This window comes from Streptomyces sp. NBC_01217 (assembly GCF_035994185.1).
Classification (GTDB): Bacteria; Actinomycetota; Actinomycetes; order Streptomycetales; family Streptomycetaceae; genus Streptomyces.
The window spans coordinates 3,926,171-3,939,567 of record NZ_CP108538.1 but is presented as its reverse complement, the minus strand read 5'-3'; the positions used below and the strand labels follow the sequence as shown (position 1 = coordinate 3,939,567).

At 69.7% G+C, this 13,397-nt stretch carries 14 protein-coding genes; 9 read left to right on the top strand and 5 right to left on the bottom strand.

Annotated elements, in window-relative coordinates:
- Nucleotides 1–44: 44 nt before the first annotated feature.
- Complete coding sequence (locus OG507_RS17260) at nucleotides 45–572, top strand: hypothetical protein (protein WP_327368083.1); 528 nt, start codon at nucleotides 45–47, stop codon at nucleotides 570–572.
- Between the two features lie 15 nt (nucleotides 573–587).
- On the opposite strand, the gene OG507_RS17255 is transcribed toward OG507_RS17260, so the two are convergent.
- The 4 genes from OG507_RS17255 to OG507_RS17240 all read right to left on the bottom strand — a co-directional run bounded on the left by OG507_RS17255 (nucleotide 588) and on the right by OG507_RS17240 (nucleotide 5,321).
- Nucleotides 588–2,144 (bottom strand): hypothetical protein, encoded by a 1,557-nt coding sequence (locus OG507_RS17255; RefSeq protein WP_327368082.1) that lies wholly within the window; start codon nucleotides 2,142–2,144, stop codon nucleotides 588–590.
- Nucleotides 2,137–4,296, bottom strand: coding sequence for a hypothetical protein (locus tag OG507_RS17250; protein WP_327368081.1), 2,160 nt, complete (start codon nucleotides 4,294–4,296; stop codon nucleotides 2,137–2,139). Before OG507_RS17250 ends, OG507_RS17255 begins: the two co-directional genes overlap by 8 nt.
- Before the next feature lie 131 nt (nucleotides 4,297–4,427).
- Nucleotides 4,428–4,871 (bottom strand): nucleoside deaminase, encoded by a 444-nt coding sequence (locus tag OG507_RS17245; RefSeq protein ID WP_327368080.1) that lies wholly within the window; start codon nucleotides 4,869–4,871, stop codon nucleotides 4,428–4,430.
- Nucleotides 4,872–4,925: 54 nt separating this feature from the next.
- Entirely contained in the window at nucleotides 4,926–5,321 is a 396-nt protein-coding gene (locus tag OG507_RS17240) for a PLD nuclease N-terminal domain-containing protein (protein ID WP_327368079.1), read from the bottom strand.
- Nucleotides 5,322–5,409: 88 nt separating this feature from the next.
- On the opposite strand from OG507_RS17240, the gene OG507_RS17235 reads away from it, so the two are divergent.
- The 3 genes from OG507_RS17235 to OG507_RS17225 all read left to right on the top strand — a co-directional run bounded on the left by OG507_RS17235 (nucleotide 5,410) and on the right by OG507_RS17225 (nucleotide 8,572).
- Nucleotides 5,410–6,867: a menaquinone biosynthesis decarboxylase gene (locus OG507_RS17235; protein WP_327368078.1), complete on the top strand. Its 1,458-nt coding sequence runs from the start codon at nucleotides 5,410–5,412 to the stop codon at nucleotides 6,865–6,867.
- Nucleotides 6,864–7,784, top strand: a complete 921-nt coding sequence (gene mqnP, locus OG507_RS17230; protein WP_327368077.1) for a menaquinone biosynthesis prenyltransferase MqnP — start codon at nucleotides 6,864–6,866, stop codon at nucleotides 7,782–7,784. The genes OG507_RS17235 and mqnP overlap by 4 nt, the downstream gene beginning before the upstream one ends.
- Nucleotides 7,785–7,888: 104 nt before the next feature.
- Nucleotides 7,889–8,572, top strand: coding sequence for a UbiX family flavin prenyltransferase (locus OG507_RS17225; protein ID WP_327368076.1), 684 nt, complete (start codon nucleotides 7,889–7,891; stop codon nucleotides 8,570–8,572).
- Nucleotides 8,573–8,580: 8 nt separating this feature from the next.
- Here OG507_RS17225 and OG507_RS17220 read toward each other — a convergent pair whose 3' ends face one another.
- Nucleotides 8,581–8,715 (bottom strand): hypothetical protein, encoded by a 135-nt coding sequence (locus tag OG507_RS17220; RefSeq protein ID WP_327368075.1) that lies wholly within the window; start codon nucleotides 8,713–8,715, stop codon nucleotides 8,581–8,583.
- Between the two features lie 141 nt (nucleotides 8,716–8,856).
- Here OG507_RS17220 and OG507_RS17215 point away from each other — a divergent pair, with 141 nt between their 5' ends.
- From OG507_RS17215 to OG507_RS17195, 5 genes are all read left to right on the top strand, one after another.
- Nucleotides 8,857–9,312: an Lrp/AsnC family transcriptional regulator gene (locus OG507_RS17215; protein ID WP_327368074.1), complete on the top strand. Its 456-nt coding sequence runs from the start codon at nucleotides 8,857–8,859 to the stop codon at nucleotides 9,310–9,312.
- A 97-nt stretch (nucleotides 9,313–9,409) separates the two neighbouring features.
- Nucleotides 9,410–10,573 carry an aminofutalosine synthase MqnE gene (gene mqnE / locus OG507_RS17210; protein WP_327368073.1) on the top strand — a complete coding sequence of 388 codons (1,164 nt, stop codon included), beginning with the start codon at nucleotides 9,410–9,412 and terminating at the stop codon, nucleotides 10,571–10,573.
- Nucleotides 10,574–10,687: 114 nt separating this feature from the next.
- Nucleotides 10,688–11,212 (top strand): GNAT family N-acetyltransferase, encoded by a 525-nt coding sequence (locus OG507_RS17205; protein ID WP_327368072.1) that lies wholly within the window; start codon nucleotides 10,688–10,690, stop codon nucleotides 11,210–11,212.
- 175 nt (nucleotides 11,213–11,387) lie between these two features.
- The gene (locus OG507_RS17200) at nucleotides 11,388–11,642 is read left to right on the top strand and encodes a DUF4229 domain-containing protein (RefSeq protein WP_327372006.1); all 255 of its coding nucleotides are present in this window, start codon (nucleotides 11,388–11,390) and stop codon (nucleotides 11,640–11,642) included.
- Between the two features lie 390 nt (nucleotides 11,643–12,032).
- Nucleotides 12,033–13,388, top strand: coding sequence for a dicarboxylate/amino acid:cation symporter (locus tag OG507_RS17195; protein ID WP_327368071.1), 1,356 nt, complete (start codon nucleotides 12,033–12,035; stop codon nucleotides 13,386–13,388).
- Nucleotides 13,389–13,397 lie beyond the last annotated feature (9 nt).

Here is a 13,397-nt window from a genome sequence, read left to right as displayed (position 1 = left end):
CGCGTACGGGTGCGGAACCCGCACCACCGGGCCACGCTGGAACCATGACCGATGCGACCCCCGTCATCGAGCGTGGCACCAGCGAGACCCACGGTGACCGGCACACCCTGCGGTTCACGCTGCGGCTGCCCCACCCCGTGCCACGGGTGTGGGCAGCCGTTGCCGGTTCCGAGGGGCTGCACGGCTGGCTCGCCGCCGCCGACCCGTTCGAACCGCGCATCGGCGGAGCGATCACCCTGCGCTGGCGGGGCACCGACCAGGACGGGAACGCCACAGTCGCCTCCGGCACCGTCACCGCCTGGGACATCGAGCGGGTCGCCGAATACACCCTCGAAGGGGTGCACGGCCGGATCCGCTTCCACCTGGAGCCACCGCGCGGCGACCATGTGCTGCTGCGCTTCACCAACGAGCTGCGCGGCGACGACGAACTGCGCCTGGACTGCCTCGCCGGCTGGCACGACCACTTCCTCCTCCTCGTCGACGCGCTCGGCGGATACCCCGCCGACTGGTCGAAGTGGACCCCGGTCCGGTGGGCGGAGCTGCGCGAGGAGTACGAGGCGGCCGAACGCTGATACGGCGTCACGGCATCAGGGCCCCGAGGACGGCGGCAGGCACTTCGCGTCCGGCGGCGTGCGCTCCGGCCAGGCGATCGCCACGAACCGCTGACGGGCATCCTCCGGCGCCAGTTCCACCACCGGCACCGCCTTGTTGTACGGATTCCCGTGGTTGTCCAGGCAGATCCAGCCACTGGCCCCCGACACCCGCAGCGAACCCTTCACCCGCGGCCACTGCTCGCCCACGTCCCCGGTCTGCGGCAGCCGCTTGCCGTCCGGGGTCGCCTGCCGGATGCCGTGCACCGCCAGCGACATCGCGTCGTACGCGACGATGACCTGGCCGTCGGTCAGCTCCTGGTGACCGGTCGGGCCGATCGGCCCCACGGGCTCCTTCGCCACCGTGGCCAGCAGGTCCAGGAAGCTCCGGTAGTCCGCCGGGGAACCGCCCGTAGCCACCGCGCCCGCCGTGGACCAGGCGTCCGGGTGCGCCAGCGAGGCGTAGCGGACCGTCACCTTGCGGCGCAGCGCGCCCCGGTCGAGCTTCTTGTCGCTCCCGAGGTACGAACCCTCGTCGCCGGTCAGGATCGTGAACGGGCGGCTCTGGCAGCCACGGGCCCCGAGCGCGTTGATGAACTGCCGCAACTGGGTGTGGCGTCCGGCGAAGAACACCGTCTCCGCGTCCGTGTCACAGATGAGGTGGGTGATCTGCTGGAACGTATTGGCCGTGGTGCCCTCGTCGTTGGGATCCTTGCGCGAGGTGAACAGCTGCGGCTCGTACTGCGTGCCCTTCACCAGCGAGGTGAACGCCGCCCGCAGCGTGTCCGTGTAGTGGTCACCGGTACGGGTGTCCTGCACCAGCAGCGCCTTGTCCGCCCGCACCTTCCCGAAGTGCGCCAGCGCCCGCGCCTCGTCCCGGTTGGTCGGCGACACCCGCGCCAGACCGGGGAACGGGTCGCCGCCCGGGCCGTTGGCGATGTCGTCGGCGGTGATCGTCGTACCGACGACGGCGATGTGCGCGGCGGTCAGCTCCTTGACCGCCGACCTGATCTGCGTACTGCTGGTGGCGACCCCCGACACGGCCCGCAGATGGTCCGGGGCGCCGGTCATCTTCTTCAGCCGCTCCACCGTCGGCTGCCACAGCAGGTTGTTCTTCCCGCTGTTGGCGAGCACCAGCCGGATTTTCGGCACCTGGTCGTTCGACAGATGGTTGGCCCGGTACTGCTCGGCGAACGCGCCCTGCAGCTCGCGCTGCATCTTCGTCTGCATCGCCTCGTCCGTCGACGTCAGCGGCAGCAGCAGCGCGACCGTCGCGTACCGGCCGGGCTTCAGGGTGGCGTTCTCCCGGGCGATGGCCGCGGCCACCTCGGTCAGCTTCGGCCGCCCGAAGTCGTAGCCGTCGCCGGAGACACCTATGCACTCCTCGCTGCCCTGCGGTCGCTCGACGCCCTTCGCGCACGAGCGGTCCTCGGGGGCGGTGAGCCTGTTGATGCCGTACCAGCCGGAGGTGACGACCAGGGCGCCGACCACCACCGAGGTGATGACCTTCTGCCTGGCCGTGTACCAGACGCGATAGCGCAGCGGATTACGCATTCGAGCCACCGCCCTGCCCGCTTCCGTGCGTGCCCGGTCCGTTTGAGCCCGGTGAGCCCGGTGGCATGGACAGCGGCCGCCAGGCCCTGATGTCCCGCGGCCAGTGCGTCGCCGCGTCCCACAGCACGCTGTTGCCCGTCGGATGCCTGCCGGACAGTTGTCGCAGTTCGTGCGCCATCTTGTCGATCACCTCGTCGTCCGGCAGAGCCAGTGGATCGGACAGCAGCCATACGGCGTGCAGCAGCCGGCGCAGCTGCATCTGGAGCTCCACGGCCCGCTCGCCGAGCCCCGCGAGCCCCGTCTCCCCCTCCGCCGGCGAACCGCCCGTCTCCCGGCCGAGCGCCACCGCCCGCCGCGGATCGGGGCCGGTGGAACCGGGCATACGCGGAAACGGCGCCGAGGCGATGAACCGCAGCGAGCCGAGCCACGCCGTCACGTCCCCGTCGGTGAACCGCTCCCGCAGATGCGTCACACAGTCCCTCGTCCTGCCCAGCACCAGCTCCTGATGCAGCCGGTGCGGGACGCTCGGGCAGCGGCCCCCGGGCGCGTACGCCGTGCGCAGCGTCTCGTGGACCGCACGCCACACCGCGTAGTGCGGATGGTCGCCGTCCTGGAACCTCAGCCGGTGCAGCAGCAGCGCACGCAGCAGCGGATCGGCGACGAAGTACTCGGGACCGACCGGCCAGCCCTGCGCCCGCAGCACATCGCGCACCTGCAACGCCACATCGCCGTCCAGCGACCGGCCGCGCAGCCGGGCCGTGGCGAGCAGCCGCGCCGAGTCCTCGCCGTGCGCGGCGGCCAGCACACTCAGTACGTCGAGCTCCCGGTCCGGCAGCAGCTGTGCCAGCAGCTCGTCCGCGACCCGCACCGGCGCCCGGTCCTCACGCAGCTCCACCGTGCGGTCCAGCAGCGCCCCGGGCACGAGCGAACCCGCCGCCGACGCACCCGTCCGTGACGCCCCCGGCACCAGCGCCTCGCCCACCGCCTGGGCCAGCAGCGCCACCCCCAGCGGGCGCCCGCCCGTCAGCCGGTGCACCCCGCGCGCCAGCCCGGCCGGGGCGCGGCCCACCGGATCGTGCCGGTCGAACGCCGCCTGCACATGCGCCGGGCCCAGCGCGGTCAGCTCCACGGCCAGAATCCCGGACGTCACCTCGCAACCGCGCACCCAGTGCGAACCGTGCGCCACCTCAGGCAGCCGCCGGCGCACCGCATGGCTCAGCCCCTCGTGGTCACGGGCGCGCGAGGAGGCGAACACGGCGATCTGGTCCCGCACCCCGGAGGCCCGCTGCCGCAGCACCGGCTCGACCAGCTGCCGGCCCAGCACCGTGTGCGCGTTGTCCAGCAGCAGCACCGGACGGCCACGGCGGGCACCGCGCGCCAGACCCCCGTACGCCCGCACCAGATCCGCGACCAGCGCGAGCACCAGATGATCCTCGGCCCGGCGGCGCAGATCACCACCGCGCTCGAAATCGACGGCCAGCTGCCGCAGCCCGATCCTGCCGTTGCCGCCCGCGTGCGGATAACTCCCGTACCAGTCCGCCGAACGCCGCTGGAACCGGCTGAACGTCTCCTCCAGCACCGTCTCGACCGTGGCCTCCGCCACCATCCCGGCCAGCGGCACCACCGAGTCGAACGCGCTCGACGCCAGCTTCGACAGCACCTTGGTGACCCAGCCCGTCGCCGCGTCCCCCCGGGTGTCCACGGTCGCCAGCACCGGCCCGAGCGAATGCAGATCGCGTTGCGCCCGGGTCTCGTCCTCCCGCGTCCAGGAGATCGAGGCGACCGCCACCAGGCCGAGGCTCAGCCGGGGGAACTGCACCGGCCGCGCGGCATGCACCTTCGCCGTCAGCTGCGTGGCGAGCTCCGGCAGCGCTCCTGTGACCGGAGTCCAGCCGGGCCCCGGGTCCGCGGGCGGCACGACGGCCTCGCAGTCGACCAGGGCGACCGGGGTGATCTCCCGGTACAGATGGCGCAGTTGCTTGAGCACGGCCGTCTTGCCCATGCCGCGGCCGCCGGTCAGCACGGCGACCGGCGGATCGTCGCGGTGCTCGTAGGCGACCCGGGCGGAGCCGTACGGAGTGAGACCTGTCAGACGCGCCGCCAGTCCGTCGTTGCCGAAGATCGCCTCGCGCCCGTACAGCTCTCTCTCCACAGCACCCCCAGCGCCGATGCCCCACCCGAACTGTCACACCGTCAACACCAGGATATCGGCAGGGTGTTGGAGCAAGGTGTAGATTTTCGAACGATCGGGGCGGTGTGGCGGCGATTCTGAGGGGCGGCGGATCACTCGGCGCCGATGTCCTCGTTCCAGACGTCGGGGTGCTCCCGTACGAAGTCCCGCATCAGGGCGACGCATTCGGCATCGTCGAGCAGCACGATCTCCACCCCGTGCCGGGCCAGCCAGCCGTGCCCGCCGCAGAACGTCCGCGCCTCGCCGATCACCACCCGCGAGATCCCGAACTGCCGCACGAGGCCGGAGCAGTACCAGCACGGCGAGAGCGTGGTCACCATCGTCGTACCCCGGTACGAACGCTGCCGCCCGGCCGCCCGGAACGCCGCGGTCTCGGCATGCAGGGACGGGTCGCCGTCCTGGACACGGCGGTTGTGGCCGCGGCCGAGGAGGGTGCCGTCCGGCCCGTACAGCGCGGCGCCGATGGGAATGCCGCCCTCGGCGAGCCCGGCACGGGCCTCGTCGAGGGCGGTGGCCAGCATGGCCTGGTCGTTCATGCGCGTGCACTCCTGGTCGCCGTCGCCGGGGACGCTGCCCCGGACCCCCGCTCCTCAGTCGGTGGAGGGGCTCGCGTTCCCGCCGCTCTCGCGGCGCTTGAGCTCCTCCTCGCGGCGGCGCAGATCCGCCTCCCAGTCCTTGAGGAGCGACTCGTCCTTCTTGTTCTCGTCCTTCAACGCCTTCAGGAACTCCGGATTGTCGTCCGGGGCCACCCACTGCGAACGGTGATTGCGGTGCCATTCGGACGGCGTACGGCCCCCGGCGGGCACCGTGCGCATCTTGCCCGCGGCGAGCCAGACGATCGGGCCGACGATCCAGAACAGCAGGATGATGAAGACCCAGGCGATCTTCGGCAGGTGCTTGGCCTCGTCCTCGGGAGTGTTCAGGCAGTCGATGAACGCGTAGATCGTCAGCGCCAGAGGCAGGAGATAGATCAGGGCCCGGAACATGTTGGAAAGGTCCCCCTGCGGAGAGATGGCGGGGCTTGTCCCGCCCCGGTGACGGGCCCAGAGTAGCCGGTGGCCGATACTGGTCGGCATGGCTTACGACGATCTTCGTTCCCTTCTCCGGGCTCTGGAGCGCGAGGGCGAGCTCAAGCGCATCAAGGTCGAGGTCGACCCCTACCTGGAGGTCGGCGAGATCGTCGACCGGGTGAACAAGGCGGGCGGGCCCGCGTTGCTGTTCGAGAACGTCAAGGGGGCGTCCATGCCCCTGGCCATGAATGTGTTCGGGACCGACCGGCGGCTGCTGAAGGCGCTCGGGCTGAAGTCGTACACCGACATCAGTGACAAGATCGGCGGCCTCCTCAAGCCGGAGCTGCCGCACGGCTTCGTCGGCGTGCGCGAGGCGTTCGGCAAGCTCGGCTCGATGGTGCACGTGCCGCCGAAGAAGGTGAAGTCGGACAACGCCCCCGTGCAGGAGGTCGTCCTCACCGGCGACGACGTGGACCTGGATCAGCTGCCCGCGCTCTTCACCTGGCCCGAGGACGGCGGTTCCTTCTTCAACCTGGGGCTCACCCACACCAAGCACCCGGAGACCGGCGTACGGAACCTGGGGCTCTACCGGCTCCAGCGCCACGACCGGCGGACCATCGGGATGCACTGGCAGATCCACAAGGACAGCCGCAACCACTACCAGGTGGCCGCCAAGCGCGGGGAGCGGCTGCCGGTCGCCATCGCATTCGGGGCGCCGCCCGCGGTGACGTACGCGTCCACCGCGCCGCTGCCGGGGGACATCGACGAGTACCTGTTCGCCGGGTTCATCCAGGGCAGGCGGATCGAGATGGTCGACTGCAAGACCGTGCCGCTGCAGGTCCCGGCGCAGGCCGAGGTCGTCATCGAGGGGTGGCTGGAGCCCGGGAAGATGCTTCCCGAGGGGCCGTTCGGGGATCACACCGGCTTCTACACGCCGCAGGAGCCCTTCCCCGCGCTCACCATCGACTGCGTGACCATGCGGAAGCGTCCGCTGCTCCAGTCGATCGTGGTGGGCCGGCCGCCGACCGAGGACGGGCCGCTGGGGCGGGCCACGGAACGGTTCTTCCTGCCGCTCCTCAAGATCATCGTGCCGGACATCGTGGACTACCACCTGCCGGAGGCGGGCGGCTTCCACAACTGCGCGATCGTCTCGATCGACAAGAAGTACCCGAAGCACGCCCAGAAGGTGATGAGCGCCGTCTGGGGGGCGCACATGATGTCGCTGACCAAGCTGATCGTGGTCGTGGACTCCGACTGTGACGTCCATGATCTGCACGAGGTGGCCTGGCGGGCGCTCGGCAATACGGACTACGCGCGGGATCTGACGGTCACCGAGGGGCCTGTCGATCATCTTGATCATGCCTCCTACCAGCAGTTCTGGGGTGGCAAGGCGGGGATCGACGCGACGAGGAAGTGGCCCGAGGAGGGGTACACCAGGGACGGGGGCTGGCCGGAGATGGTCGAGTCCGACCCTCAGACGGCGGCGAAGGTCGACCGACGGTGGAAGGAATACGGACTGTGAGCGCCGCCGAGGCAGCAGCACTGGGGTCGGGGCCCGTACACCCCAGCAGCAGGGTCAGGGCGTTTCTGCGGCTCGTGATGATCGAGCACTCGGTCTTCGCGCTGCCCTTCGCCTATATCGCCGCCCTGACCGCGATGTTCCGGGCGGACGGGTCGATCCACTGGGTCACGCTGCTGCTGGTCACCGTCGCGATGGTCGGGCTGCGGACGTTCGCGATGGCCGCGAACCGGATCATCGACCGGGAGATCGACGCCCGTAATCCGCGTACCGCCACGCGCGAGCTGGTGACGGGGGCGGTGTCCGTGAAGTCGGCGTGGACGGGGGCGCTCGTCGCCGTCGTCGTCTTCCTCGGTGCCGCCGCCCTGCTGAACCCGCTCTGTCTGGCGCTCGCGCCGGTGGCCGTCGTGCCGATGGTGGTCTATCCGTACGGGAAGCGGTTCACCCACTACCCGCACGCCATCCTGGGGATCGCGCAGGCCATGGGGCCGGTCGGGGCCTGGCTCGCGGTGACCGGGAGCTGGTCGTGGGACGCGGTGATCCTCGGTCTCGCGGTCGGGATCTGGATCGGCGGCTTCGACCTGATCTTCGCCTGCCAGGACGTCCAGGCGGACCGGGCGCACGGGGTGCTGTCGGTGCCGGCCCGGTTCGGGATTCCGGCCGCGCTGTGGGGCGCGCGGGTCTGCCACGCGGTGACGACCGGGCTGCTGGTCTGGTTCGGTCTTGCCACGGAGGCGGGGCTCTTCTACTGGATCGGCATGGTGATCGTCGCCGTGGCGTTCGTGTACGAGCACCGGGTGGTGCGGCCGCACGATCTGTCCCGGCTGAACCGGGCGTTCTTCTCGGTCAACGGGTTCATCGGGATAGCGCTGTTCGCGTGCGCGCTGCTGGATCTGCTGGTGCGTGGCCTGACGGTGTAGCGGCCCGACGGTGCGGGGGTGAGCCTGACGGCGGACCCGAACTCCTGACGCGTCGCCGCCCTTGGGTGCCGGATAGGCTCGGGTGTGTGGATTCCGGGACTTCAGTGAGTCAGCGCCAGCGGCAGCCTTGGATTGTCGGGGTTTCCGGTGCTTCGGGCACACCATTCGCCGCTGCCGTGCTGCGCGGTCTGCTGGCCGCGGGGGAGAGCGTCGATCTGGTGGTGAGCCGGGCGTCGCGGCTGACGCTGCTGGACGAGACCGGGATCGCGTTCCGCGACGCGCACTGGCAGGAGGATCTGCGCAGCTGGCTGGCGCGCGGGGCGGACGGGAAGCCGGACACCTTCGAGGTGGGTGCCGCGGATGTGGAGGGCGTACGGCACTGGGCGGCGGGGGATCTCGCCGCGGGGCCGTCCTCGGGGTCGTACCCGGCGAAGGGGATGCTGATCGTCCCGGCCTCGACGGCGTGCGTGGCGGGGGTGGCGCTCGGGCTCTCGAAGGATCTGCTCCAGCGGGCCGCGAGCGTGACGCTCAAGGAGCGGCGGAAGCTGGTCGTCGTGGTGCGGGAGACTCCGCTGAGCGGGCAGACGCTGAGGCATCTGGTGAGCCTGGACGAGGCGGGCGCCGTCGTGCTGCCCGCCTCTCCGGCGTTCTACGCGGGGGCGACGCACATCCAGGATCTGGTGGACTTCGTCGCGGGGCGGGTGCTGGATGCGGCGGGGGTGCCGCACGGCCTGTACCGCCGTTGGGAGGGAGAGCTCGGTGGCGGCTCTCGCGGCTCCGGAGACTGAGCCTGTGGTCAGCGCTTCTTCTTGGCGCGCGGGTTGCGGGTGCGGTCGACCCGGAGCGCGGCGGCGGGCTGGTGGGCACGCGAGCGGTTGGCCAGGTCCTGCAGCTCGCGCATCCGGGCGTAGGCCATCTCGATCGTGTACACGGTGTTCTCACTCCTGAGGATTCTGAAGATTCGAAAGCATTTTTTGGATGCTCGGGAAGATTTGCAGGCGGTAAAGCCTGCGTGCCTTAGATTCTACACATAAGCTCGCGATACTGCTGAACAATGGAAGGTTTCAGTCACATGGACGCGGTGGACAGGCAGCTCATCCAGGCCCTCAGGGAGAACGGCAGGGCCTCGTACGCCGAGCTGGGGCGGCTCGTCGGGCTCTCCGGGCCCAGCGTCACCGACCGCATCAACCGGCTGGAAACCGCCGGTGTCATCACCGGCTACCGCGCCACCGTCAACGCCGCGTCCCTGGGGCTCGGAGTCACGGCCCTGATCGGCATCTCGCTCTCGGACGCGGCCGACCACGAGGACGTGGCGCGCCGGCTGAAGGACCTCGCGGAGATCGAGGACGCCTGGTTCATCGCGGGCGACGACTCGTACATGCTCAAGGTCCGGGTCGGTGACGTGGACGGTCTGGAGAAGACCATCCGCCGGCTCAGCGGTACGAAGGGCGTCTCGCGCACCCGTACCACGATCGTGCTCTCCACCAAGTGGGAGAACCGGGTCGGGGAACTCCCCGAGGAGGCGTAGGCGTAACGTGGTGGGGCCCCCGGGGGACCGGGGGTTTCGCCCGGTATCACCTGTCACCGGGGAACGCACAGCACGTCGACAACTGGGAGGCAGCCGCATGGACGTTGGGCTCAAGCGCGAGCTGGAGGAGAAGGTCCGCGCAGGGGAGCGGCTGACCCGCGAGGACGGCATCGCCCTCTACGAGTCGGACGACCTGGCCTGGCTCGGCGGCCTTGCGCACGAGGTGCGTATGCGCAAGAACGGCGACGTCGTGCACTTCAACGTCAACCGGCACCTCAACATGACGAACGTGTGCACCGCGTCGTGCGCGTACTGCTCGTTCCAGCGCAAGCCGGGCGAGAAGGACGCGTACACCATGCGCATCGAGGAGGCTGTCCGTCTCGCCAAGGCGATGGAGGGCGAGAACCTCACCGAGCTGCACATCGTCAACGGGCTCCACCCCACCCTCCCGTGGCGCTACTACCCGCGCTCCCTCAGCGCGCTCAAGGAAGCCCTTCCGCAGGTCTCCCTCAAGGCGTTCACCGCCACCGAGATCCACCACTTCGAGACCATCTCCGGGCTCTCCGCCTCCGAGATCCTCGACGAGCTGATCGAGGCCGGTCTGGAGTCGCTGACCGGCGGCGGCGCGGAGATCTTCGACTGGGAGGTCCGCCGGCACATCGTGGACCACAACACCCACTGGGAGGACTGGTCGCGCATCCACCGCCTCGCGCACGAGAAGGGGCTCAAGACCCCGGCGACGATGCTGTACGGGCACATCGAGGAGCCGCGTCACCGCGTCGACCACGTGCTGAGGCTGCGTGAGCTGCAGGACGAGACCGGCGGCTTCCAGGTCTTCATCCCGCTGCGCTACCAGCACGACTTCGTGGACATGAAGGACGGCAAGGTCCGCAACAAGCTCCAGGCGCGGACGACGATGGCGACCGGCGCCGAGGCGCTGAAGACCTTCGCGGTCTCGCGGCTCCTCTTCGACAACGTCCCGCACGTCAAGGTCTTCTGGGTGATGCACGGGGTGCAGACCGCCCAGCTCGCGCTGCAGCACGGCGCGGACGACATGGACGGCTCGGTCGTCGAGTACAAGATCACGCACGACGCGGACAACTACGGCACGCCGAACAAGCTCGGCCGCGAGGATCTGCTCGACCTGATCCGGGACGCGGGCTTCCGGCCCGTCGAGCGCAACACCCGGTACGAGATCATCCGCGAGTACCCGGGCCCGGACGCCGGGCGGCGCGAGTCGCCGCAGCCGATGCGCGTCTGACGCCGTTTCGCGTCGCCAGCACTTTCCGTACGAGAGCCCCGGCCGCCCGCCGGGGCTTTCTCGCTTGCTGGACAGGGCTTGAGGCGAAGGATCGGTAATAGTTAATCTGCGGCTATGGCACTTACTTTTGAGCTGGATCCCAAGTTCGACCGGACCCTGCGGGACGGCATCGCCGAGCTGTGGACCGAGGTCTCCAACGCGGGCGGCGCGGTCGGCTTCGTACCGCCCGTTACGCCCGACGACGTCCGGCCCGAGCTGGTCAAGCACCTCGTCGCCATGGCCGAGGGGCGCACCCGGCTGCTGGTCGGCCACGACGAGGAGGGCGCCGTCGCGGCCACGGCCTTCCTGGCCCTCAACTCGCACCGGCTGATGAGCCACTGGCTCTGGCTCTACACGGTGATGGTCCACCCCCGCCACCAGGGCAAGGGGTACGGGCGCGATCTGATGGACGCCGCGGCGCAGGCCGCCCGCGGCATCGAGGGGATAGAGGCGATCCGGCTCACCTGCCGCGGCGGCACCGGCGTCGACCGCTTCTACACCTCGTGCGGGTACAAGGAGGTCGGGCGGGTGCCCGACGCGATCCGGGTGGCGGACGGGGACGACCGCGACGACATCATCATGCTGCTGCCGCTCGGCTGAGGGCCCTTGCCGGGCATCGTCTCCGGTGCGGTCCGCGAAGTTGACGCAGCCCTGCGAAGTGATCGATTCCGGGGCATGCTTCACTGGTCGGGCACGATCGCAGGACTGTCATACGCAGAGAGAGAGGCCGCCCGTGTCCGCTGCCAAGCCGAGCGCGACGATCCGGTACACCGCGATGCGCCTCAGCATCTTCGTCGGCTGCTTCGTCGTCGCGGCCGTGGCCGTCCACTTCGGTCTGCTGCCCTCGGGTGTGGGCGGCTCCAACATCGTCTGGGTGATCCTGCTCGCGCTGGTCCTGTCCGCGCCGCTCAGCTATGTGCTGCTGCGCAAGCAGCGCGACGAGATGTCCGAGCAGATCGTGTCCACGGTCGACCGCACCAAGGCGCGGCTCGAAGCGAACCGGACCCGCGAGGACCACGCCACCCAGTGACGGCCCGGTGAGGGCTACGTAAGGGCTACGTAAGGTTCCTCACACCCCACACGGTTGCTGTATGAAACCCCGGCACCGGAGCGAGCGCTCCTGTGCTGGGGTTTTGTCGTTCCCGCACGCGATGCCACCCAAAGAAGAGCTTTGAGGTTCTCAAAGTTCAGGTGTTAACGTGTTCGACATGAAGACAGCTGTGCGCCATCGATTCCCCGCGAGCGTCCCGCTCGTGGAGCGCCTGCATGTCGATCTATGCCGCTGTATGTCCGCGGTCTGTTGCCGCAACGTCTGAACCGGCACCATGCAGCGGCGCCGCCCCCTGACGCGGGCGCCGCACCCCCGTCTCCCCGCACGGTGTTCCCGTGCGCCCCGATGCGTCACATCTGGAGTGTGCCCGTGTCCGCGAATCCCGCGTCCGCCGCCGCGACCGACAGCCCGTCCGGCTCCGGCTCCGGTTTCCGAATACCCAGGATCCCGTTCTGGGCCCAGATCGTCGCCGGTCTCGTCCTCGGTGTCGTCCTCGGGTGGCTTGCCCGTACGTACGACATCGACTGGCTCTACACCACGCTCGACAAGGTCGGCCACATCTTCGTCCAGCTGCTGAAGCTGGCCGTCGCGCCGCTCGTCTTCTTCGCGATCCTGGTGTCCATCACCAACCTGCGCAAGGTCAACAACGCCGCCCGGCTGGCCACCCGCACCCTGCTCTGGTTCATGATCACCTCGCTGATCGCGGTCGCCATCGGCCTAGCGATCGGGCTGGTCACCAACCCGGGCTCCGGAACGGGACTGACCCCGAAGGACGGCAAGCTGCCGGAGCACGCGGGCTCCTGGCTCGACTTCCTCACCGGCATCATCCCGGACAACGTGATCACTCCGTTCACCGAGCTGAACGTCCTCCAGATCGTCTTCATGGCCGCCGTCGCCGGTATCGCCGCCCTCCAACTCGGCGAGAAGGCACAGCCGATCCTCACCCTCAGCGAGTCCGTCCTGGAGCTCCTCCAGAAGGCCCTGTGGTGGGTCATCCGCCTCGCCCCCCTCGGCACCGTGGGCCTCATCGGCTACGCGATCGCCGACTACGGCTGGGACCTGATCGGCAAGTACGCGACGTTCACCGCCGACGTCTACATCGGCTGCGCCCTGGTGCTGTTCGGTGTGTACCCGCTGCTGCTCGCCACCGTCGCCAAGCTCAGCCCGCTGCAGTTCTTCAAGGGCGCCTGGCCGGCGATCCAGCTGGCCTTCGTCTCGCGCTCCTCGGTCGGCACGATGCCGGTCACCCAGAAGGTCACCGAGCGCCTCGGCGTCCCGAAGGAGTACGCCTCCTTCTCGGTCCCGTTCGGCGCCACCACCAAGATGGACGGCTGCGCCGCGATCTACCCGGCGCTGGCGGCGATCTTCATCGCGCAGATCTTCGACGTCCAGCTGGGTGTCGGTGACTACATCCTCATCGCGTTCGTCTCGGTGATCGGTTCCGCGGCCACCGCCGGTCTCACCGGTGCGACGGTCATGCTGACCCTCACGCTGTCGACGCTGGGCCTCCCGCTGGAGGGCGTGGGTCTGCTCATGGCCATCGACCCGATCCTGGACATGATGCGCACGGCCACCAACGTGGCCGGCCAGGCGCTGGTCCCGGTGATCGTCTCGGCCCGCGAGAAGATCCTCGACCTCGACGCGTACAACTCGGCCTCGTCCTCCCCGGTCGACGACGCCGAGGTGGGCGACGCGGAGCCGCAGCGCGTGCCGGTCCCCGCGTAACCGCGAAGA

Bases quoted from the DNA above. Each gene is read 5' to 3' on its own strand.
- OG507_RS17245 (WP_327368080.1), bottom strand. From the start codon at position 4,871: ATGAACGACCAGGCCATGCTGGCCACCGCCCTCGACGAGGCCCGTGCC.
- OG507_RS17255 (WP_327368082.1), bottom strand. From the start codon at position 2,144: ATGCGTAATCCGCTGCGCTATCGCGTCTGGTACACGGCCAGGCAGAAG.
- OG507_RS17240 (WP_327368079.1), bottom strand. From the start codon at position 5,321: ATGTTCCGGGCCCTGATCTATCTCCTGCCTCTGGCGCTGACGATCTAC.
- OG507_RS17235 (WP_327368078.1), top strand. From the start codon at position 5,410: ATGGCTTACGACGATCTTCGTTCCCTTCTCCGGGCTCTGGAGCGCGAG.
- OG507_RS17260 (WP_327368083.1), top strand. From the start codon at position 45: ATGACCGATGCGACCCCCGTCATCGAGCGTGGCACCAGCGAGACCCAC.
- OG507_RS17215 (WP_327368074.1), top strand. From the start codon at position 8,857: ATGGACGCGGTGGACAGGCAGCTCATCCAGGCCCTCAGGGAGAACGGC.
- mqnE (WP_327368073.1), top strand. From the start codon at position 9,410: ATGGACGTTGGGCTCAAGCGCGAGCTGGAGGAGAAGGTCCGCGCAGGG.
- OG507_RS17200 (WP_327372006.1), top strand. From the start codon at position 11,388: ATGCGCCTCAGCATCTTCGTCGGCTGCTTCGTCGTCGCGGCCGTGGCC.
- OG507_RS17205 (WP_327368072.1), top strand. From the start codon at position 10,688: ATGGCACTTACTTTTGAGCTGGATCCCAAGTTCGACCGGACCCTGCGG.